The 21,075-nt window shown below is 48.8% G+C and carries 19 protein-coding genes and 1 riboswitch; of the genes, 11 read left to right on the top strand and 8 right to left on the bottom strand.

Features of this window, described 5'->3' with window-relative positions:
* Positions 1-77 precede the first annotated feature (77 nt).
* The 4 genes from ACYCS5_RS10140 to isdG are packed head-to-tail and all read left to right on the top strand — an operon-like array spanning position 78 to position 3,206.
* Positions 78-1,058 carry an ABC transporter substrate-binding protein gene (locus tag ACYCS5_RS10140; protein ID WP_459760997.1) on the top strand — a complete coding sequence of 327 codons (981 nt, stop codon included), beginning with the start codon at positions 78-80 and terminating at the stop codon, positions 1,056-1,058.
* 9 nt (positions 1,059-1,067) lie between these two features.
* On the top strand, positions 1,068-2,066 hold the full coding sequence (locus ACYCS5_RS10145; RefSeq protein WP_459760998.1) for a FecCD family ABC transporter permease: 999 nt from the start codon (positions 1,068-1,070) through the stop codon (positions 2,064-2,066).
* On the top strand, positions 2,063-2,854 hold the full coding sequence (locus ACYCS5_RS10150; RefSeq protein ID WP_459760999.1) for an ABC transporter ATP-binding protein: 792 nt from the start codon (positions 2,063-2,065) through the stop codon (positions 2,852-2,854). Before ACYCS5_RS10145 ends, ACYCS5_RS10150 begins: the two co-directional genes overlap by 4 nt.
* Position 2,855: 1 nt before the next feature.
* A complete protein-coding gene (gene isdG, locus ACYCS5_RS10155) occupies positions 2,856-3,206 on the top strand; it encodes a heme oxygenase (protein ID WP_029519194.1) in 351 nt (116 codons plus the stop codon).
* A 121-nt stretch (positions 3,207-3,327) separates the two neighbouring features.
* Here the strand turns inward: isdG and ACYCS5_RS10160 are convergent, their stop codons facing one another.
* The 4 genes from ACYCS5_RS10160 to ACYCS5_RS10175 all read right to left on the bottom strand — a co-directional run bounded on the left by ACYCS5_RS10160 (position 3,328) and on the right by ACYCS5_RS10175 (position 7,041).
* Positions 3,328-4,338: an MBL fold metallo-hydrolase gene (locus ACYCS5_RS10160; RefSeq protein ID WP_459761000.1), complete on the bottom strand. Its 1,011-nt coding sequence runs from the start codon at positions 4,336-4,338 to the stop codon at positions 3,328-3,330.
* A 211-nt stretch (positions 4,339-4,549) separates the two neighbouring features.
* A complete protein-coding gene (cydS, locus tag ACYCS5_RS10165) occupies positions 4,550-4,660 on the bottom strand; it encodes a cytochrome bd oxidase small subunit CydS (protein WP_007432143.1) in 111 nt (36 codons plus the stop codon).
* 6 nt (positions 4,661-4,666) lie between these two features.
* Positions 4,667-5,698 (bottom strand): cytochrome d ubiquinol oxidase subunit II, encoded by a 1,032-nt coding sequence (locus ACYCS5_RS10170; protein ID WP_029519198.1) that lies wholly within the window; start codon positions 5,696-5,698, stop codon positions 4,667-4,669.
* Positions 5,695-7,041, bottom strand: a complete 1,347-nt coding sequence (locus tag ACYCS5_RS10175) for a cytochrome ubiquinol oxidase subunit I (RefSeq protein WP_069012158.1) — start codon at positions 7,039-7,041, stop codon at positions 5,695-5,697. The genes ACYCS5_RS10170 and ACYCS5_RS10175 overlap by 4 nt, the downstream gene beginning before the upstream one ends.
* A 351-nt stretch (positions 7,042-7,392) precedes the next feature.
* Between ACYCS5_RS10175 and ACYCS5_RS10180 the strand changes: the two genes are divergently transcribed.
* From ACYCS5_RS10180 to ACYCS5_RS10195, 4 genes are all read left to right on the top strand, one after another.
* The gene (locus ACYCS5_RS10180) at positions 7,393-7,947 is read left to right on the top strand and encodes a MarR family winged helix-turn-helix transcriptional regulator (RefSeq protein WP_029519201.1); all 555 of its coding nucleotides are present in this window, start codon (positions 7,393-7,395) and stop codon (positions 7,945-7,947) included.
* Between the two features lie 91 nt (positions 7,948-8,038).
* Entirely contained in the window at positions 8,039-9,271 is a 1,233-nt protein-coding gene (locus ACYCS5_RS10185; RefSeq protein ID WP_459761001.1) for an MFS transporter, read from the top strand.
* Between the two features lie 289 nt (positions 9,272-9,560).
* Entirely contained in the window at positions 9,561-10,694 is a 1,134-nt protein-coding gene (locus ACYCS5_RS10190) for a virulence factor (protein ID WP_318628076.1), read from the top strand.
* 121 nt (positions 10,695-10,815) lie between these two features.
* A riboswitch (Lysine riboswitch) is annotated at positions 10,816-11,018 on the top strand.
* Positions 11,019-11,152: 134 nt separating this feature from the next.
* Complete coding sequence (locus tag ACYCS5_RS10195) at positions 11,153-12,619, top strand: amino acid permease (RefSeq protein ID WP_029519205.1); 1,467 nt, start codon at positions 11,153-11,155, stop codon at positions 12,617-12,619.
* Between the two features lie 136 nt (positions 12,620-12,755).
* Here the strand turns inward: ACYCS5_RS10195 and ACYCS5_RS10200 are convergent, their stop codons facing one another.
* Positions 12,756-14,132: an MFS transporter gene (locus ACYCS5_RS10200; RefSeq protein WP_029519207.1), complete on the bottom strand. Its 1,377-nt coding sequence runs from the start codon at positions 14,130-14,132 to the stop codon at positions 12,756-12,758.
* Between the two features lie 46 nt (positions 14,133-14,178).
* Positions 14,179-15,306 (bottom strand): transglutaminase domain-containing protein, encoded by a 1,128-nt coding sequence (locus tag ACYCS5_RS10205; RefSeq protein ID WP_029519208.1) that lies wholly within the window; start codon positions 15,304-15,306, stop codon positions 14,179-14,181.
* A gap of 101 nt (positions 15,307-15,407) precedes the next feature.
* On the opposite strand from ACYCS5_RS10205, the gene ACYCS5_RS10210 reads away from it, so the two are divergent.
* Genes ACYCS5_RS10210 through ACYCS5_RS10220 form a run of 3 tightly spaced genes read left to right on the top strand, consistent with a single transcriptional unit; the run spans position 15,408 to position 18,049 of the window.
* Entirely contained in the window at positions 15,408-15,836 is a 429-nt protein-coding gene (locus ACYCS5_RS10210) for a FeoA family protein (protein WP_459761002.1), read from the top strand.
* Positions 15,827-17,836: a ferrous iron transport protein B gene (feoB, locus tag ACYCS5_RS10215; RefSeq protein ID WP_340886380.1), complete on the top strand. Its 2,010-nt coding sequence runs from the start codon at positions 15,827-15,829 to the stop codon at positions 17,834-17,836. The genes ACYCS5_RS10210 and feoB overlap by 10 nt, the downstream gene beginning before the upstream one ends.
* A 36-nt stretch (positions 17,837-17,872) precedes the next feature.
* Entirely contained in the window at positions 17,873-18,049 is a 177-nt protein-coding gene (locus tag ACYCS5_RS10220; protein ID WP_080658679.1) for a FeoB-associated Cys-rich membrane protein, read from the top strand.
* Positions 18,050-18,135: 86 nt separating this feature from the next.
* Here the strand turns inward: ACYCS5_RS10220 and xylB are convergent, their stop codons facing one another.
* Both xylB and xylA read right to left on the bottom strand, forming a co-directional pair.
* Positions 18,136-19,659, bottom strand: a complete 1,524-nt coding sequence (gene xylB / locus ACYCS5_RS10225; protein WP_340886382.1) for a xylulokinase — start codon at positions 19,657-19,659, stop codon at positions 18,136-18,138.
* Between the two features lie 48 nt (positions 19,660-19,707).
* Positions 19,708-21,024 (bottom strand): xylose isomerase, encoded by a 1,317-nt coding sequence (gene xylA / locus ACYCS5_RS10230; protein WP_039273722.1) that lies wholly within the window; start codon positions 21,022-21,024, stop codon positions 19,708-19,710.
* Between the last annotated feature and the right edge of the window lie 51 nt (positions 21,025-21,075).

Consider the following 21,075-nt stretch of genomic DNA (forward strand, 5'->3'; position numbering starts at 1 on the left):
ATTCATTATCATTCTCTTATATATAATTGAAAATGATTATCATTATTGTTTAACTCGAAAATTGCAGGAGGAATAACATGAAATCTTATATGTTGTGGTCGTCCGCAGTGCTTTTATTGGCAGTTACCGGATGTAGTAATGGTACCTCGACCACAGATCATAAACCAACCAGTGCCTCCGTATCTGCCACTTCTGGCACGACAAGCAGTGCAGCCATCCAAGTTACTGATTTTTCAAAACGGACGTTGGCGTTTCAAAAGGTTCCTCAACATATCGTTGCGCTCAGCAATGGCGATCTGGATATTATATACGCATTGGGCGGGACAGCCGTAGGAAGACCCAACTCCAATGGACCTGTCGTCGTACCTGCTGCTGAGAACGTTCAGCAAATAGGCTCCACTCATGAAGTAGATTTGGAGAAAATTACGATGCTCAAACCGGATGTCGTGCTAGGCAATTATCCTATGAATGAAAAAGACATTCCAGCCATTGAAGGAGTAGGTTCACAGCTGCTGCTGACTGGTGCCAATTCAGTTCAGGATATCCAGACACAAATTACACTGTTCGGACAATTGCTACAAAAGCAAGCCGGGGCCGTAAAGCTGAACCAGCAAATTGACCAACAAGTAACCAAGCTGCAAAAGGAAACCGCTTCTACCTCCAAACCGAAGGTGTTGCTGGTCTATGGAGCCCCGGCCACGTACATGGCGGCACTGCCGAATTCACTGAGTGGAAACATTCTGGAAGCTGCGGGTGGCTCTAACATCGCCGCTGATTTTCCGGGCCTGCAAAATTTCCCGCAATATGCGCAGCTGAACACAGAACGCATCATACAGGCTGACCCTGACTACATCTTCATCATGACTCATGGCAATACAGAAGATGTTAAAGCTGCATTTATAAAGGAAATGCAGGAAAATGCAGCTTGGAACGGAATCCGGGCAGTCCAAAACAATCAGGTCGAGGTTTTACCTTCAGATCTGTTCGGTACGAATCCGGGCACACGGGTCACTAAAGCGCTGGATTTGATGCATCAAAAGCTGTATCCGGCGAAATAGGCGATGGCAATGAACAAACTACAGCGCGCCAGAAGACGCACCATCGCCTGGATTACTCTTCCGATTCTACTGCTGACCGTCTCTGTGTACGGTCTGGCCTACGGTTCGGTGTCGATTCCACTTCAAGAAATCAATCATGTTTTGCTACATAATGATGAATCTACATATCGCACGATCCTGATGGATCTCCGGCTACCCAGAGTATTAGTAGGTTTACTGGTAGGAGCTTGTCTTGCAGCTTCCGGAGCCCTTCTTCAAGGTGTCATGAAAAATCCATTGGCTGACCCTGGCATTATTGGTGTATCGGCTGGAGGTGGACTGGCCGCCGTCATTACGATGGTGATGCTTCCCCAGCTTAGCTACCTTCTTCCGATAACCGCCTTTTTGGGAGCCTTTCTGAGCGCAATCGTCATTTATCTGCTGGCTTGGGACCGAGGGGCGTCGCCTGTCAAAATTGTGCTGGCTGGCGTTGCGATCAATGCGCTGCTGGGCGCACTCACCAACGGCGTAATGGTCATGTTCAGCGACCGCGTACAGGCCGTTCTTCCTTGGCTATCCGGCGGATTAAACGGAAGAAGCTGGCATCATCTGGAGTTCATGGCGCCTTACGCCATCATTGGATTAATCGCCTCTTTCTTTGCGATTAAACCTGCTAATTTACTGCTACTGGGCGACGATTCAGCACAGCTACTGGGCCAGCGAGTAGAGCTTCAACGTATGCTCATTATCCTGCTTTCTGCCCTGCTCGCCGGTACAGCAGTCAGTGTAGCCGGGTTGATCGGCTTTGTAGGACTGGTCGTTCCCCATGTCATACGGCTGCTAATCGGGGAAGATTATCGTTTCCTCCTTCCCCTTTCCATTGTGGGCGGCGGAACGCTGGTTGTTCTCGCAGATACGGTGGCGCGATCCTGGTTTGACCCGATTGAACTGCCTGTAGGTATTTTGCTGGCCTTCATTGGGGCACCGTTCTTCTTAATCTTACTCAAGAAACGGGGGAATTTCGGATGACAGCCATTCAGGGTGAGCATATCTCCTTACAACGTGGGTATTTCAAGCTGGTCGATGTGAATATCACCTTGCCTGCTGGTCAGCTCACCGCGATCGTCGGGCCGAACGGTTCAGGCAAATCCACGCTTTTGCGGATTATGACCCGGTTGCTCAAGCAGGATCAGGGTCAGGTTTCCGTACTGGGCAAGCCTGTGCAGGAATACAAGCGGCGTGATTTTGCCCAGACGATTACAATGCTACCGCAAATGAAGGATATGCTGCCGTTATTGACGGTCCGCGAGCTGGTCGCTTACGGAAGATCTCCTCATGCCAAGGGCTTGAGGGTACGCCATACCGGACAGGACCAGCAAATCGTAGACCATGTCATGAAGATCACGGGCATCAAGCCCTATGCAGATCGAATGTTCCATACTCTATCAGGAGGTGAACAACAAAAAGCGCGTATTGCAATGGCTTTGGCCCAACAAACAGGTATTCTTTTGCTCGATGAACCGACTACTTTTCTGGATATCGCCCACCAATTTGAAGTTATGGATATGCTGCGGCGTATCAATCACGAGTCCGGCTTGACGATTGTTATGGTACTGCATGATTTGCAGCAAGCTGCGGCCTATTGTCATCATATGATTGCGCTTAAAAAGGGACGAATCGCCGTTGCCGGCGAACCCCATGAGATTTTGACGTCTGCTTTTCTTCGCGACATTTATGAAATGAACGCTACCATCAAATTTGAGGATGGCTATCCGGTTATTATACCGACCATACCACATCATTCAGGAGGAATTTAATATGGTTATCGTAACAAATACATCTAAAATCACACCGGGCAATGCACATCTACTCATCGAAAGATTTAACAAAGAAGGAAAAGTTGAAAAAATGGAAGGCTTTCTCGGTCTGGAAGTGCTGCTGACTGAAAACACGGAGGATTATGAGGAAGTAACGATCAGTACACGTTGGAAAGAAAAAGAGAACTTCCAAGGCTGGACGAAAAGTGAAGCATTCCGCGAATCCCATAGCCATCGTCAAATTCCGGACTATATTATTGAAAATAAAATCACGTTCTATGAAGTTAAAATCGTTCGTCATCCCATCGCCAACAGCGATTCCTCTTTGGCAAGTGATTCCGAAGCCGTTTAATCCTGCATTATAGCTAAAAACCAAAAAAGGCGGCTCGGCAGGCAAAATTAATTGTCCGCCGAGCCGCTTTGTTTATCAGGATTTTGCAAAATCCTCTTATATAAGGATGATGTCGAATCTCTCAGATTGTAGTTGAGCAGCGACGTCCAATTTTCAGCGTCTCTCCGTGCCCTAGAACATGAATGCGTTCCTTCGCAATACCCATACGCTCACGCTCCGCTTCGAGACGATCCAGCGCCTCTCTTGGCGTATCATCCGCTAGTTTGAAGGCTCCGTAGTGCATCGGAATCATCTGATCTGCGCCGCAATCTACAAACCCTTGCAATGCCTCCTCCGGTGTCACGTGCTGCGAGGTCATGAACCATTCCGGTTCATACGCGCCAATCGGCATAAAGGTCAGGTCAATGGCAAAGCGCTCGCCAATCTCCTTAAACCCACGAAAATATCCAGTGTCTCCCACAAAATACAACGTCGGTGTATGCTCTGAATCTGTATTCGTATGAGGATGAGATTCCGTGACGGACGTGGCAGAGCCAATCACCTGCTGTTCACTTTGCAGAACGTATCCACCCCAATGCGAAGTGTTCGTATCAAACGGCGTGCGTCGTGTCCAATGCTGGGCTGGAACAAATGTAAATCGTACCCCTCCTACCGTAAAATGCTCCCACCATTGCAGCTCATGACAGTTACGAAAACCTTTGCGGATCATTTTTGCCTTTAACCCTGTGGGTACAAGCATCAGCGTATTGGCACGATATAATTTCCGTAAGGATTCTAAATGTAAATGATCATAGTGTGAATGAGACAGCAGAATGATGTCTAGTGGTGGTACATCCTGGATGCGAATGCCGGGCGGGGCCAACCTTTTATCAAAAGCCATACGCTCTGCCCACACCGGATCGGTGATGATATTCAGCCCAAGATACTGGATGAAAAAGGTGGAATGTCCCACCCAGGTGGCTGTCGCCATCTCCCGATTGCTATGCAGAAACTCCAGCTCCGGGGGATGGTTTGGCACAACGAACGTATAATCCTTTATTTTGCTGCGTCGCTCTTGCCGCCATTGTCTGAATTGCTTGATGGTTTTATCGGTATTTACATGATCCATATTGTTAAAGCGAACTTTGGGCATGATGCAGCTCCCTCCCTGATGAACCCGTTCTCCAAAAAATGCAGCGGTTCAATTTAACTATATATTGTCATTCGAGTGTGAACATAAAATGATGCAACATCCTGATCTATGTAAAGTATAATTCAATCACGTCTGTAAAGGAAATTCTGCGATAATACAGCAAAAACAGACCTCCCGGATCAATCAGGAAGGCCTGTTCCACCTGTTGTTGTCAATCTTGTGGATTTTTAAAGCGTGCCGAATAAATAAACAAAAACACAATCGCCACGACGATAATGATAGGTGACTCATACATAATCGTAAAATGCTCGAAAGCAGCCACTCTAACTCACCCTTTCTTCCCTTCATGTCCGCGCACATATTTTGCATCGAACAGAAACAATCTTAATATCAGGATCAGCGAAGGGATCAGCACCAGCAGACCCGCAACAAACGCCGTAATCAACGCATACGCCATCGTAGAATTTGTAAAGCTGTCGTAGACATTAATGTAGGGATACAGAACATACGGGAGATGCGAGCGGCCGTAGCCATACCAGGCAAATGCAAATTGCAGCATCACCAATATGAACGAAACCCCTAGATGCCGCCGCTGCCATACCAGATAAACTGCTCCCGCAAAGCATATGAAGGATGCGACAAACATCCAGGCTATGTTCAGCATATTGGTAAAATGATCTGGATTTTGTTTGTTAATCTGAAAAAATGCGAGCAGACTCGCAACAATCGTTGGACCGCTCCAAAGCAGTGCATATCCTCGTACGATTTCAAAAGCGACCTTGTCTCCTGCCCTTTTGGCATAATAGGCCAAAAACATCGCCGAGATATACAGTACGCTTACCAACGCCAGAAAAATAACCGCCCACGTGTAGGGATTGCTTAATAGCTGCCCCCATTGCAGGTGCACACCTGTACTGTTCTCCACAATAATGCCGCCTTCCGATATAGCGAGGACCGTCGACAGTGCCGCCGGAATCAGTAACCCTGTCGCACCGTACAACGCCATGTAGACGATATTATTGGTGCCGGAATGCCCATACGTATTGTATGCATAATACACTCCCCGGATGGCGAGAAGTACAATCGCAATACTGCCGGGAACGAGTAACGCCGTACCATAGTAATATGCCGCATCCGGGAAGAACCCGTTTAATCCCACCACAAAAAAGATGAGAAATACGTTTGTTACCTCCCACACCGGGGATAGATACCGTTGAATAATATTGTGGATTTTGTTCTGGTGGCCTGTTAACACACTGTAAAAGCTGAAAAACCCTGCACCAAAATCAATAGATGCTATAAGCAAATATCCGAACAGGAACGTCCACAAAATGGCGATGCCTACAATTTCATAGCTCACTTACCATCAGCCCCTTCCAGGCCGAGCTGTCTTATCTCTTCCACCGCATCCTTATTGCGGAATAGCTTGCTGAGTACCTTAATGGCCGAGAAGCACAACACCAGATACAAAATAACAAACAACACCAGCATCCACCCAACACTCGTAGAAGTGGTTGCTGCTTCGGACACCTTCATATATCCGCGTAAAATCCACGGCTGTCTACCGACCTCCGCGAACATCCATCCGAGCTCAATAGCTACCATCGCCATCGGCCCCACCAGAATGAGCGCCAACAGCAGCCATCTGGGGTATGGTTTGCGACCTGGCAAACGCTTGCGGATCAGATACAACAGCGGAATGACGAGAATCAGCACCCCTGTGGTGATTTTGAGGTCAAACATATAATGGATAGACAGGGGCGGACGCTCATCTACGGGATAATCATTTAATCCCTTGACCTCCGTACTGGGCAGGTTCCCGGCCAACACACTAAGTGCATAAGGCACTTTCAGGGCATATTTGATTTCACCGTTCTTATCCATGTATCCGCCATATACGAAGGGCGCGTGCGTCATCGTATCAAAATGCCATTCGGCGGCGGCCAGCTTCTCCGGCTGATATTTGGCCAGAAATTTACCGGATGCATCTCCAATCATCACTGTACTGATGGCAAACACAATGGTACAGGTGGCAGTGAGCTTCAGCGCCTTTTTAAAATAAGCGTGATTACGTCCCCGCAGCATACTGTAAGCAGCCAGTCCCATCAGCACCCCAGCGCTCAATGTATACGAGGAAGCCAGTACATGAGAAACTTTGGTCGGCGTAGCCGGATTTAGCATGGCCTCGATGGGATGAATATTTGTCATGACTCCATTTTTGAGTGTAAAGCCTTGAGGTTGGTTCATGAACGAGTTCACAGTCGTAATAAAAACCGCTGATGCAGATGAGGCAATCGCTACCGGGATGAGCAGCATCAGGTGAAAATATTTGCTTTTAAACCGATCCCAAGTATACAAATAGATGCCCAGGAATATAGCTTCGATGAAAAAAGCAAACGTCTCCAAAAACAGAGGCAGTGCAATCGCTTGTCCAGCCACTCGCATAAAGGTGGGCCAAAGCAAGCTGAGCTGCAAACCAATGGCGGTACCTGTAACGACACCCACGGCAACGGTAATGACAAACCCTCGCGCCCACCGTCGGGCCAGCAGGGTATAATGCGGATCACCAGTTCGCAGCCCGCGCCATTCTGCTAGTGCAATCATTAAGGGTACGCCGACGCCGATAGATGCAAATACGATATGAACAAACAGGGTAATTCCGGTCAGCATCCGGCTTAGTAATACAGGGTCCAGTGAAGACAAATGGGTTTCACTCCTTCATTTCACATTTTAAACATCGCGGATCACTCTGGATTACCAACTAAGGAGTCAAGCGAGCTATGCTTTTAATTACGGCATATAGCATAATGGCCGCAATTACTATACATACAATAATGAGCGTTCTTTCCTGCTTGCGGAACATCGGAACGCCTCCTTCACTTATCTATTGGCGCATTTTGGTAACCTATTCACAGTTTGGTTCATTCTTCCGAGTTTTAACCCTGCTTCTGCATTGAATATAGCCGTATTTCTTTTTAGATATTGTCTTATGCATTTCAATACGTTATATTGATATATAGTTAGATAACCTAATTATATGAAAAGAGTGAATGTATGCCACCAAAACAAAGTATGCGGGACACCGTCCAGCAACCTCTTCCCCGTCTGGGTCCAGAACCTTATCTGGAGCTAATGGATCAAACTGCTCTTGCAGAAACGAATCGACAACTCGCCCGTATTGGTCTCTTCTTGCTATGGACGGGTGATAATACGCTCGACGCAATAGATTTGGATCTAGCTGCTTATGGCCTGACAGAGAGTAAGCTAGATTTATTGTTGCTGTTGACACTACACCAATCCCAGGCTCAGATGAGCCCTTCAATGATTGCCGACCGTCTGGGAATTCGTCGTGCATCTGTTACATCTCTCCTAGACTGGACAGAGCAACGAGGCTGGATTATCAGAGAACATAATTCCTCAGATCGACGCAAAATTCATGTGCGCATTACAGAAGGGGGATCTCATCTTGTACAGCAAGTGCTTCCTGTATTTTGGTCTTCCTGTGCTTCTCTAGCGAGTATTTTGGAGCCTGAGGAGCAGGTCGTTTTTTCGCGGATTATAGAAAAAATCCATCATCATATGGAAAACAGATTGGGGGTGGGCAGATAAATTTTTTTTAAACATATAATTAGGTTACCTAATATATTTAATTTCGTGTATTACCAAGCCACTTATTTTATGATCAAGGAGTGTTCAATTGATGAGTAAATTACGAACCAATCATACCGTTATACAGAAAGAAAATGTGGCTCTCCCTTATGCATGGATGACTGTAATCCTATGCTGGTCAGCGGTTGCCGTTATGTCCAGCCTGTATGTGACGATCCCTTTGGTCCCTCTTTTTGCTAAAGTGTTTGGAAAAACGCTTGCCGAAGCAGCCCTACCGGGCAGTATCTTTTCCTTAGGCTTTGCGGCGGGATGTCTTGTTTATGGTGGATTGTCTAACCGCTTTGGACGAAAGCAGGTTATCGTCATCGGACTGCTCGCATTAACGATTATTTCGTTATCCATCAGCTTAACCAGTCAATATTCTGTATTAGTTACACTGCGCTTGCTTCAAGGTTTGGCTGCAGCCACCTTTTCCCCCGTTGCTCTCGCATACGCCGTCGATATGTTTCCGGCCGAAAAACGGGTAACAGCTATCGGCTTTATCAGCACCGGTTTTCTAGTAGCGGGTATTGCTGGTCAGGTATTTAGTATTGTCATTAGCGAACAAATGGGGTGGAATACGGTATTTCGGATGCTAGGCATTTTGTATGCAATTACCTTCCTAATCGTCCTTTTTTTCCTACCTAAAACCCCCTCCCCTCAACGAGATGTTCGCATTTGGGCAGCTTTCAGTCAGTTGGAGACCGTTCTGCGCTCGTATCCTTTATGGTTAAGCTACACGGTTGCTTTTGTTCTCCTGATGTCCTTTGTGAGCATGTATACGGTTTTGGGTAACTATCTTGGCGGCCCTGAATTTGGCCTGAATAGCCGACAGATGCTTTATGTCAGATCCGCTGGTATCATCGGCATGCTCCTTTCACCATTCGCAGGAAAGCTAGCCCAGAAATACGGTGTGCACCTTATATTACGTACAGCTCTTATTCTTTCCATTCTGAGTTTGGCGCTGATGGGAATGACACACTCTCTTATGACTATCGTGGTGTTGAGTGTATGCTTTGTCAGCGGCATTGCCCTGAGTGTTCCTTCACTCATAGCAATCGTCGGCCAGCTCGGCGGTGCAGCGAGAGCAATAGCTGTCTCACTATATACCTTCATCCTGTTTGCCGGTACAAGTCTAGCTCCTATGCTCTCCATTCGTTTGATGGGGAATGGCGGCAATCAGATGACTACATTTATGCTGCTGGCGGCAGTTCTGTCTGTGGGATTTATCGCCTCCCTGCTCATTCGGATGGTGCTTCCCATCGCCCCCAGATTTCTAGAATAAAGCCTATGATTAGGGTAGAAATCCGGGGACAAAAGCGACCGCTACGCTTGTACAGCACCATTCCGCCTACTCCGTTTCATGTTAATTTTTCGAGTTCGGCTTATATAGCATCCTGTTTTTATTAAAAAAACCTCCATATTCATCAGCCATGTTTATATGAATCATCGTGATATATGTCATTGCATTTTCCTGTGAAACGCGAACTTCTCTTTGGAGACATTCGCAGAATGAGTTACAATACAGATAAGCTATATATGGAGAACTTTTGAACAGGAGGCTGTACTGAGCTATGAAAATAACATCTATCGAGCCAACTCCCAGTCCGAACACCATGATGCTGCATCTGGATGAGCGACTGGAAGCGGGTATCCGCAGAACATATACACGAGACAATGAGCGTTCCGCTCCCCCATTTATCCGGCGCATGCTGGGCATTGAAGGGGTCAAAAGCGTGTTTCACACGACCGATTTTGTAGCCCTTGACCGCAAAGGGAATGCAGATTGGTCTACCATTCTGGGTCAAGTCCGAGATCAGCTAGGCGAGGAAGGCGCTGACGCCAATTGGGATTTGCCAGAGGAAACCTCTGGAGAAGCGTTTGGCGAGGCACAGGTTTTTGTGCAATTTTTTCGCGGCCTTCCTATGCAAATTCGAGTCAAGGCAGGGCAGCAGGAGGAACGAATCTCCTTGTCCGACCGCTTTGTGCAGGCCGTTACCCGTGTAGCGAGTGCAACGCTGATTAAGGAACGCAAGCTGAGTGATTACGGCGTCCGCTATGGTGAACTGCCGGACATTGCACGTGAGGTTGAGCAGGAACTGGAGGCAGCCTTTCCACAAGAGCGGCTGGAGCAGATTATCCAACAAGCGATTGCCCACGGTGCAAACAACAGCGAATTCGTGGAGGAACGCCGCGAGTGGAGTGATGCCGAGCTGGAGCAGGCCCTGCAGCACGGGGATTGGCGCACACGCTACGCTGCGCTGGATCGGCTGGAACCGACGCCCGAGCATTTGCCGCTTATCCGGCAAGCGCTGCATGACGATAAAATGCAGCTGCGGCGGCTGGGCGTGGTCTATCTGGGCGATATTCGCTCTCCGGAAGCGATGGAACTGCTAGCCGAGGCGCTGCGCGATCCTTCAGCGGCAGTACGCCGCACCGCAGGCGACACGTTGTCGGACATCGGCGATCCGGTCGCTACCAGTGCAATGATCGGAGCCCTGTCGGATAGCAGCAAGTTGGTACGCTGGCGGGCGGCACGTTTTTTATACGAGGTGGGAACCGAGGATGCGCGTGATGCGTTGGAGAAGGCGGTCGATGATCCCGAATTCGAGGTCAGTCTACAGGCTAAAATGGCGCTGGAACGCATCGAATCAGGCGAACAAGCCGCGGGCACAGTTTGGCAGCAGATGGCCAAGCGGAACTCTTAATTTAAGATTCTACGAGTGATTTTCAAAAAATTGTCGATTGTCAGAAGATGTACAGGTACGATATACTGTAATTCGCTATACAATAAAATATCATGTCATACACCTCATCAACCCTGTTTTATGATGAGGTAGAGGTCGCGGATGTAATCGGTACACCGGAGGAGACGATAAGAGCCGTCTGAGATTCCAGTGGAAAGGTACACCCGCCGAAGTATGCGGAGCTGACTCTTTGTAAATACTCCGAATGCTGGGGCTGCTAACCGAAAGGAGCAGAACTGTCACACGCTGTCCTAACACAGACACGTGTGTTGAGCTATCTTGTTATAGAAGAAGGTATGGTGCGGAATGCATAGACAAAACCGCAGGCGTATTCCCTGCGGTTTTTTGATTTATATACTCCCCCTCCTTCTAGCTCTTGCCCTGACATGAAATACAATTTCATGAAGGAGTGTTTGAACGTGCAACACAGAGCAACATCTGACGGAACCTTGCGTAAAAGTCTCAAAGCCCGCCATATGACGATGATCGCCCTCGGCGGTTCTATCGGAACAGGTCTGTTCCTCGCCAGTGGAGGCGCAGTTGCCGAAGCTGGACCCGGTGGTGCCCTGCTGGCTTATGCAGCAGTTGGCCTCATGGTCTACTTCCTTATGACCAGCCTCGGTGAGTTGGCTACATTTATGCCTGAATCCGGCTCTTTTAACACCTATGCAGGTCGCTTCGTCGATCCGGCTTTTGGTTTCGCCATGGGCTGGAACTTCTGGTACAACTGGGCGGTGACGATTGCTGCCGAATTGGCAGCAGCGACCGTGCTGATCAAATACTGGTTCCCGGAAAGTCACTCTGCCTGGTGGAGTCTGTTATTCCTGGCCGTAATCTTCGCACTGAACGCGTTGACCGTCAAAGGCTACGGTGAGTCTGAATACTGGTTCGCCATGATTAAAATTGTGACTGTGGTCATCTTTTTGACTGTAGGTGTGCTGATGATCTTCGGCATTATGGGTGGTCCTGCGGTCGGCTTTGCCAACTTCACGGTAGGAGACGCCCCGTTCCATGGTGGATTCTTTGCTGTACTGGGTGTATTCATGGCAGCGGGCTTTTCCTTTCAGGGAACGGAGCTGATTGGGGTAGCCGCAGGAGAGAGCGAAAATCCGCGTGAAAATGTGCCGCGCGCCATCCGTCAAATCTTTTGGCGCATCCTGTTCTTTTATATTCTCGCAATTCTCGTGATTGGATTGATCATTCCGTACACCAATCCGAATCTGCTGCGTGGAGATATCAGTGATATCGGGGTCAGCCCGTTCACGCTCGTATTTGAAAAAGCAGGGCTTGCGATTGCTGCCTCTGTTATGAACGCCGTTATTTTGACTTCCGTATTGTCGGCAGGTAACTCGGGTATGTACGCGGCCACTCGGGTACTGTACGCTTTGGCACGAGAAGGTAAAGCCCCGCGTTTCCTCGGACGTATCAATAGACGCGGCATTCCTATGAACGCGCTGCTGATCACGACCGCTGTCGGTATGCTAGCCTTTCTCGCCTCCCTGTATGGAGACGGTGTAGTCTATAACTGGCTGCTGAATGCTTCTGGAATGTGCGGATTTATTACGTGGGTCGGAATTGCAGTCAGCCATTATCGTTTCCGCCGTGCCTTTAATGCACAGGGTCACAGTCTGAGTGAGCTTCCATACAAAGCCCGTTGGTTCCCATTTGGCCCGTTGTTCGCCTTCGCTCTGTGTATCATTGTCATTATCGGGCAAGGGGCGGATGCCTTCACCGGACAGGAGATTGACTGGAAAACGATGATCGCTACGTACATGAGTGTGCCGCTATTCCTTCTGCTGTGGCTCGGCTACAAATGGACCAAACGTACTAAAATCGTGCCATTAAAAGAATGTGATTTGAGCCCGGATGCTTCTTCGGATAAATAATAGAAGACATTAAAAAAAGCCCGTCTCCACATATCAGGGAGAACACGCTGGTAAACCTGGTCCAAGACTGTTTATCCGCATGTTCACCTGTATATGCCCGGAGACGGGCCTTTTCTTTTTCTATTTCTTTTTCTGTTTATTTGGAAGAAGCAGCTACTTCAGCTGATAAAGACATAGATAAGGCACGACGACTAAAAATACCGTATATGACAGCAATCAGCGTCAACCCTGCTGAAAACAAGTACAAATTAACGATACCCAAATGATCTGCAATCCAGCCCATTAAAAGCAGCGAAATACAAAACGTTAGGCTTGTCAGCGTAGCCTGGGCGGACAGCACCTTAGGCAAATCATGTACAGACACACTCATTTGCATCATCGTACGGCGGGATACGACGGACATTTCCGCAGGTAGTCCCATCAACAGCACGATAAGCAGCGTTAGTGGCGGTAATGTGTTCAGTGCATACCAAGCTGTCAGCAGCCCATAACCTGCCATCCCCGCCAACATGGCGGGCAGCAGTCTGCGCTGCAAATACTTGACGCAGGCGAGGACCACGATACCGCCGCCAATCGCTCCTGCAAAATACGCTGCATTGATGTATCCCCACCATGCCTCACTTTTGTGCAAGACCTGCTGAGCGAAAGCAAGCGTGAACGCGCCTACCCAAACCGAACCCCCTAGAAGGTCAATCATATCCATAAAAATAAGAGCTTTCAGTCTGCGACTGGCTCCGATGAGGCTCCAGCCTTCACGAAGTATTTCCTTTTTACGCTTGGGAGGTAGTGTGGGGCTCTCAGATTCCGGGCCATATAGTGTATCTTCCAACTGTGCAGGAGGCAAGTCATGATGCCCTTGCCCGGGTTCAGTTAGAGCTTCGAAAACTGAGACATCTCCACCTCGCACCCTTGTTCCAGGTTGCAGCAAATAATGAGCTTTGCCCTCTAGTGGATCTCGAATCAGGCTGGTGAAGATCATGGCTATCATATATAATCCGCCAGCAACCAGTAGTGTTTTTTCCGAACCTAGCATGGCTACGAGCACACCACTAAGCCCCCACCCCGCTAATTGCACCGTCTGATCGCTGACCGATACCAGACTGTTTGCCCGCATAAGTCCTTCCCCGGACGCAAGGCGAGGAATCAGCGCATTACGCGCAGGCGTAGTCCATCCGTCCAGAAAGGACATGGCTGCCACCAACGTAAACACAATCACCCATATCGGCTCCGTGCCTGCTGACCACAAGTGGCCCAGCAGAACAGCAAAGAAAGCCAGTTGCCCGAACTGAGAAACGAATAAAATAAAAGGAAGCTGGAATCGGGCCAAAATGAGCGGTGCTAAAAAGCCGCTGATCATCTGTGCCCCCATTCGCAGCAACGGAACGAGCACCGAAGAGAAGATGGAGTCTGTTTCATGAAAAACCAAAGACACAAGTGCCATAATATAAAGAATGTCGGCCGCATTGGACATGGTCTGCGTGCCAAGCAAATAGGTAAAGGAACGCCTGTGCATATAAATAAAATACTCCTTTGTTAATGTAGCTTTTTACAGCAGATGATTAGGTCCATTTCAGGGTTACCCGAAGATTGCCGGTACTTCCAAGGTCCGTAATCTGATAAGAAATGGATTTTAAGCCGAGTTGATATAAGGACTGTAAATCCTCCTTGAGACTTCGCTCTGTTCCCTGATAGGCGAAGGTAAGCGTCGTCCCTCCCTTATTTACAATCTTACGCACCTGTTCCTTGATGTCGGCGGATGATTTAACCAGACCCTTACCATCTTGCAGCGGATATTCGAGGGTATTGTACAGTTTTTGATACACAGCAGCCTTTGATCCTCCGGCAGCTACCAGTGCTGATAAGGTTTCCCGATACGATGTATTCGCCTGAGGATACGGTTTCACCCATGAGTGATCCCGCCGCATTTCGGTATCCGTCAGCAGATAATATGAAGTGCTTACTTCGTTCGCGCGATCTGGGGTTGGATCATCCCATGTCGTATCCATGTGATACCATCGACCATCTAATAAAACAAGATTCCATGCATGCAGCTGTCCCCCTGCTCTACCTTCCACAATCCGATTCGTAATGCCTGCACGTTCCAGCATTTTATAGGCTAGCAGTGAATAACCCTGGCAGACCGTGCTTCCCGTTTTCAGGCCATCGTAGGCTGTGTACTTTTGCTGTGCTTCATCATACTTCAGGCGAACGACGATCCAATCATGGATGGCCTTCACCTTCTCATGATCCGTCATTCCCTTCGTAATAATATCCCCCAGCACCGCTTTAACTGTGCTATCCACATAAGCTGTCTGTTCCTTCGTCTCCCGGTAGCTTAAACGAATCGTAACCTGAGCGGAGGTCGTTGTGCCTGTATAGCTGAATGCGTAGCTTTTGATCGTATAATTCACATACGGATCGCTCTCCATGGCCTGTTGGATGGCCGTCTGTAATTGCTGTTTGAGACCGTTCACTCGCCCTTGATATGTAAAGGTCAGCGTTTCACTCCGCGTAGCCATTGCCTGTAAAAGCTTGTTCTGAAGCTGCTGCGATGATACCGATGGAGCCGGCTTGATCGACGCCGCATACACATTGCTGCCCCACTCCACAGCCTGCGGCAGCAACACAGCCAGCGCTGCACCCGCAACCAGACATTTTACAAGCCTAACCCCGATTTTTCTGTTCATACAGAGCGTTCCTGCCCTTCTTAGCATAGTTATAAACAGCTCTATCTTACCATAAAAACAGTTGCCCCAAACGCTCTAGTTTTGTCGGTTGCAGACGAGTAATGGGACCGTTAAAAAGACAGGTTGCGACACACATACTCGGCGATATAACAGATGGGAGCAAGGGGCAAACATGTCGTTCGCAGCGAATTTTATCACAGCAATCTAAGTATCCTCATGATATGGTACTGGCATCGGAAGTAAATGATATTGATTCTCATTCTAGATCAGAAAGGCTGAACACCATGCCAGAATGTATTTCACTTCTTCGTACGCCACTAGGTCAGACTGTGCGTTTGCAATCCCTTGACCCTCTTCATCCCTCATTGCGCCGCCGCTTGACAGACATGGGCATCAACGAAGGTTCCATCATACGCTTAAAAAAAATCAGTTTATTGGGCGGCCCGATCGTCATTGAATGCAACGGCCAACTGGTCGGCCTCCGTCAAAATCAAGTGAAACAACTGGAGGTCGTTCCGACATGGACATGATCGCTCTATTTGGCAATCCCAATACAGGAAAAACCTCATTATTCAACAAGCTGACTCGTACGTATGCAGAAGTAGGGAACTGGTCCGGCGTCACCGTGGAAAAGAAAACAGGGCTCCTGCGTGACAAGTCTGCCGTATTGGTGGATTTGCCAGGTGCCTACTCTTTACTCCCTCTTTCGCTGGATGAAGGTGTCGCAACCCGATATTTGCTGGAAGAGCCGCCTGCGGCCCTGATCAATATCGTGGATGCCTCCCAGCTCCAGCGTAATCTCTATCTGACCGTACAACTACTGGAATATGGCCGTCCCCTTGTACTTGGCTTAAACATGACTGACGTAGCTGATGCCACGGGTCTTCGCGTAAACAAGGAATTGTTGGCTGAACAATTGAACGTTCCCATCATTCCTATGGTGGCGCGCACAGGTAGTGGAAGTAAGCAAATGCTCGCATCTCTTCGAGAAGTAAGACATGCATCCAATACTTTTCAACTGGATTACGGCCCTGCCGTCGAAGCGGCTATTCATGATATTTGCAACTTACTGCCGGATGCATCTGTACCGCAACTCCGGTGGGCCGCACTGCAATGTCTGGAAAACAATCCTGTCGTCATGGAATGGATGACAGATGAGGTGCAGCGTGAACAAGTAACTGCGCGTATTCGCCATTGCGAAGAAGACCTGCTCAGTGAAGGCTGTGCCATCACGCCTGCTCAGCATATTCGTTCTGTACGAACAGCATGGATTGCTGATCTGTGTACCAAGGCACTCGACACCTCCAAGCTCAAGCCGCACAGCCTAACGGATAGGCTAGATGCACTATTAACTCACCGGTATCTGGGGATTCCGATCTTTTTGCTGCTGATGTACGCTACCTTCAAGTTCACCTTCGATTGGGCGGGTACGATCCTTTCAGATATGCTGGATGGATTTTTTTCAGGTGCACTCAGCAGTTGGATTTCTGAATTACTCGTTCACTTGAACGCGTCTGCCTTTACGCAAAGTCTAGTCGTGGACGGCATCGTGGCTGGAGTCGGGGGTGTGCTTGTTTTTCTGCCTCAAATTGCTATTTTATTTCTGATTATCTCGGTGATCGAAGACTCCGGGTATATGGCACGGGTCACGATACTAATGGATCGTCTGATGCAAGCCGTGGGCTTGAACGGGAAAAGCTTCATTCCCTTCATCATCGGATTTGGCTGCAATGTCCCTGCGATTATGGCAGCACGCACCATTGAACAGCCCAGAGAGCGTCTCATTACCACGTTGCTGGTGCCCTTTATGTCGTGTTCGGCCCGCCTGCCGGTATATGCGTTGTTTGCGGGTGTGTTTTTCCCAACACATGCGGCAAGCATCATCATGCTGATGTATGTGTTAGGAATCGTCGTTTCACTTATACTTGCCAAAATTTTTTCCAAAGTATCCATTTTGTCGGGTGAGCCCTCCCTCTTCATCGTGGAACTTCCTCCCTATCGAGTGCCGCAGGCTCTTACACTATTCCGCAGCACATGGGAGAAGGTTAAAGGCTTCGTCCGTAAAGCCGGAACCATTATTCTTGCAGGTTCCGTTGGCATCTGGCTCTTGTCCAATTTCGGTCCGCAGGGCTTCGGGGTAGAAATGGATGACAGCCTGCTTGCCACCGTTGGAGGTTGGTTCGCTCCATTACTGGCCCCTCTCGGTTTTGGCACCTGGCAAGCAGGCGCTTCCCTGCTCACAGGCTTTATGGCCAAGGAAGTTGTCGTATCAACGATGAATATTATTTACCACGTTCCTGATATGCAGGGACTTGAACTACAAGTCAGACATGCCTTTACACCGCTTGCCTCTTTTAGCTTTATGGTGTTCATTCTGTTGTATGTTCCGTGTCTGGCTACGGTAGCGGTCATTCGTAAAGAAACCCTTTCGTGGCGTTGGACCGCATTTTCTGTGATCTATCCTTTGACCGTCGCATATATCATCGCCGTCTTGATCTATCAGTGTGGCAGATTATTAGGTTGGGGTTAAGTCAGGCCCTACAGTAAATAAAAGGAAGTGGATTTCATGATCAATATCATCATTTTATTGGCGATCCTCGGTTATAGTGCGTGGGTGCTGGTACGATTTTTGCGAAAAAGCCGTCAAGGCGCCTGTGCGGGGTGTTCGTCGAGCAAGTCATGTCCGGGTTGTGCGGCGAGCTCTATGCATGAAGATTATGCGAAAATCAAGAAAAGTATTTAATTCCAACTCATCATCACATGAAAAGCGGCTTCGGGGGTTTCTTACACCCGAAGCCGCTTCTTATTTACGCTTAAAGCTCACCGTATTCAGCGATACACTGCCAAATGCTCATTTAGCTCTCGCGTGTGCAAGTAAACTTCACGATACAGCTCGTATAGGCCTTCATACTGTGCCACACGGTCCGGGTTCGGCGAATATCTCGCTGCTTCACGCAGAAATGCTTCAGCACACGCTTGCAGAGATTCAAACCAGCCACTACCATAAGCAGCCAGCATGGCCGCCCCCAAGGCAGGTCCCTGCTCGCTTTCCAGCTTGATGATATCCGCGTTAAGAATATCTGCCTGCATTTGCAGCCATGCCTCATTACGCGCACCGCCGCCGATGGAAATCACTTCATTCACCGTTTTGCCCGTCCCTCTAAGAATATCTATAGATTCCTTGAGCGAAAACGTTATTCCTTCCAGTACCGCTCGTGTAAAATGCGCAAGCTTATGCCCCGCATCCATCCCGATAAAGCTGCCTCGAATGGTTGCATCTGGATGAGGTGTACGCTCGCCGACGATATAAGGCGTGAACAGTAGCCCTCGGCTGCCTGGCTCAATAGAGTTCACATCTGCCAATAGTGCATCAAAAGAATGCTGTGGTGCAAAGGTATCCTTAAACCAAGTCAAGCTGTATCCGGCCGCGAGCGTAACCCCCATAATATAATAAGCATCCTGCTCACTATGATTAAAAAAATGCGCCCGCCCCTGCACATCAATATCCTTGCGTTCCTCATAAGAAAGTACAACCCCTGAGGTGCCGATGCTGCATAGGGTGCGGCCTTCACTCAAAATGCCGGCACCAATCGCGCCACATGCGTTGTCCGCACCACCTGCAAAGACCTTCGTTTCAGGCGAAAGCCCGCTCTGCTCCGCAATCTCCGGCAATAGCGTACCCGTCTGATCAAAGGATTCCACCAGCGATGGGAACAGCGACAACGGAAGATCAAACGCGGCAGCGATCTCTTCGCTCCACTGCTTGTTCGCTATATCCAGCAGCAGCGTGCCCGCCGCATCCGAATACTCCGTCGCCAGCTCTCCTGTCAGACAGTAGCGCACATAATCCTTGGGTAGCATAAAATGTGCCGCACGGGCCAGCACGTCTGGCTCATGCTCCTGCACCCACAGCAGCTTGGGCAGCGTGAAGCCTTCCAGCGCGCGATTACGTGCGATATTCAGCAGGTCCGACCCGAGCTGTTCTTCAATACGACGGCATTGTGCTGTCGTACGCGTGTCATTCCACAGAATAGCCGGACGAAGCACTTGGCCTTCCTTGTCAGTCAGCACAAGCCCGTGCATCTGTCCCGAAAAGCTAATACCGTCTACGGCATCTGTGCCGCCGATTCCGGCCTTCTCCACAAGCTGTTTCAGTGATGCTAACGTGCCACTGACCCAGTCCTCAGGATGCTGTTCGCTATATCCTGCCTTCGGCTGATGGAGTGGATAAGACTGGGAGGTTTCATAAGCCACCTGACCCTTGAGGTTAACCAGCACCGTTTTGACCGCGCTGGTACCCAAATCTACGCCGATGACATAGCGTTCCTGCTCCTGATTTAGCTTCTCCTGCATCGGAGTTCCTCCTTCCCTGTTATCGTGTATTCCTTATTTTATATATGCTTAGTCAGCCAAAATGTATTGATTTAATGTTGCTTTCAGATATTCCTGGCGACCGGATACGTTTTTACGTGGTGTTTCGTTCGCCAGAGCATATTCAGCCAGAGAAGCAAGCGTTGCTTTTCCGGATACGATGTCTGCTCCAATACCTTCTTTAAAGCTGCTGTAGCGCTTCTCAATAAAGTCCTCAAACACACGATCCTCGATCAGTTTGGCAGCTACCTTCAGCCCCTTCGCATACGTATCCATACCTGCGATGTGCGCGAGGAACAAGTCTTCTGGCTCAAACGATGCTCTGCGTACCTTGGCATCAAAGTTGATACCACCACGGCCCAAGCCTTCATTTTGCAGCACTTCATACATCGTCAGGGTCGCATCATACAGATCAACTGGGAATTCGTCCGTATCCCAGCCCAGCAGCAAATCTCCCTGATTTGCATCCAGTGATCCCAGCATGCCGTTAATCCGTGCTACACGCACTTCATGATCAAAAGTATGACCCGCCAAAGTGGCATGATTAGCTTCCAGATTAAGCTTGAAATGTTGATCCAGATCATATTTTTGCAGGAAAGCAATCGTCGTCGCAGCATCAAAATCATACTGATGCTTCGTTGGCTCCTTCGGTTTTGGCTCAATCAGGAACTGAGCGTCAAAGCCAATTTCACGCGCATAGTCTACGGCCATATGGAACATACGTCCCAAATTGTCCTGCTCCAGCTTCAAATCCGTGTTCAGCAGTGTTTCGTAGCCTTCACGGCCTCCCCAGAAAACATAGTTATCTGCGCCCAGACGTTTGCCCACTTCCAGTCCTTTTTTAATCTGAGCAGCTGCGTGTGCGTATACATCTGCATTGCAAGTCGAGGCAGCACCATGCAAATAACGTGGATGGCTAAACATGTTCGCCGTGTTCCACAGCAGTTTTTTCCCCGTAGCTTTCATATGGTCCTCAATCAGATCCACGATGGTATCCAGATTGCTGTAAAATTCCTTCAATGACGCGCCTTCCGGTGCAATATCCACATCGTGGAAAGCGAAATAAGGTAAATTCAGCTTATCCAGCAGTTCAAAGGCAGCTTCCACACGTGCCTTCGCCAAATCCAGCCCGGTAAACTTGGACCATGGACGTTCCGCTGTTTCTACACCAAAAGGATCGGAGCCGCCTGCAACCAGTGTATGCCAGTAGGCCATGCTAAAACGTAAATGCTCCTCCATCGTTTTTCCCGCTACAATTTCCTGTGGATTATAAAATTTGAACGCAAAAGGATTGTCGGATTGCTTGCCCTCAAAGTTAATTTTAGATACCTGTTCGAAATAAGCCATTATAAGTTCCTCCTTTATAGTAAACGTTTACAAAAACGATTCTAGCACAGC

This window comes from Paenibacillus sp. SEL3 (genome assembly GCF_054602585.1).

Excerpts from the sequence above, each read along its gene's own strand:
- ACYCS5_RS10220 (WP_080658679.1), top strand. The coding sequence starts at position 17,873 with ATGATCAATATCATCATTTTATTGGCGATCCTCGGTTATAGTGCGTGG.
- ACYCS5_RS10160 (WP_459761000.1), bottom strand. The coding sequence starts at position 4,338 with ATGCCCAAAGTTCGCTTTAACAATATGGATCATGTAAATACCGATAAA.
- isdG (WP_029519194.1), top strand. The coding sequence starts at position 2,856 with ATGGTTATCGTAACAAATACATCTAAAATCACACCGGGCAATGCACAT.
- xylA (WP_039273722.1), bottom strand. The coding sequence starts at position 21,024 with ATGGCTTATTTCGAACAGGTATCTAAAATTAACTTTGAGGGCAAGCAA.
- xylB (WP_340886382.1), bottom strand. The coding sequence starts at position 19,659 with ATGCAGGAGAAGCTAAATCAGGAGCAGGAACGCTATGTCATCGGCGTA.
- ACYCS5_RS10180 (WP_029519201.1), top strand. The coding sequence starts at position 7,393 with ATGCCACCAAAACAAAGTATGCGGGACACCGTCCAGCAACCTCTTCCC.
- ACYCS5_RS10200 (WP_029519207.1), bottom strand. The coding sequence starts at position 14,132 with ATGCACAGGCGTTCCTTTACCTATTTGCTTGGCACGCAGACCATGTCC.
- ACYCS5_RS10190 (WP_318628076.1), top strand. The coding sequence starts at position 9,561 with ATGAAAATAACATCTATCGAGCCAACTCCCAGTCCGAACACCATGATG.
- ACYCS5_RS10145 (WP_459760998.1), top strand. The coding sequence starts at position 1,068 with ATGAACAAACTACAGCGCGCCAGAAGACGCACCATCGCCTGGATTACT.
- ACYCS5_RS10185 (WP_459761001.1), top strand. The coding sequence starts at position 8,039 with ATGAGTAAATTACGAACCAATCATACCGTTATACAGAAAGAAAATGTG.
- ACYCS5_RS10150 (WP_459760999.1), top strand. The coding sequence starts at position 2,063 with ATGACAGCCATTCAGGGTGAGCATATCTCCTTACAACGTGGGTATTTC.
- feoB (WP_340886380.1), top strand. The coding sequence starts at position 15,827 with ATGGACATGATCGCTCTATTTGGCAATCCCAATACAGGAAAAACCTCA.
- ACYCS5_RS10140 (WP_459760997.1), top strand. The coding sequence starts at position 78 with ATGAAATCTTATATGTTGTGGTCGTCCGCAGTGCTTTTATTGGCAGTT.
- ACYCS5_RS10205 (WP_029519208.1), bottom strand. The coding sequence starts at position 15,306 with ATGAACAGAAAAATCGGGGTTAGGCTTGTAAAATGTCTGGTTGCGGGT.
- ACYCS5_RS10210 (WP_459761002.1), top strand. The coding sequence starts at position 15,408 with ATGGGACCGTTAAAAAGACAGGTTGCGACACACATACTCGGCGATATA.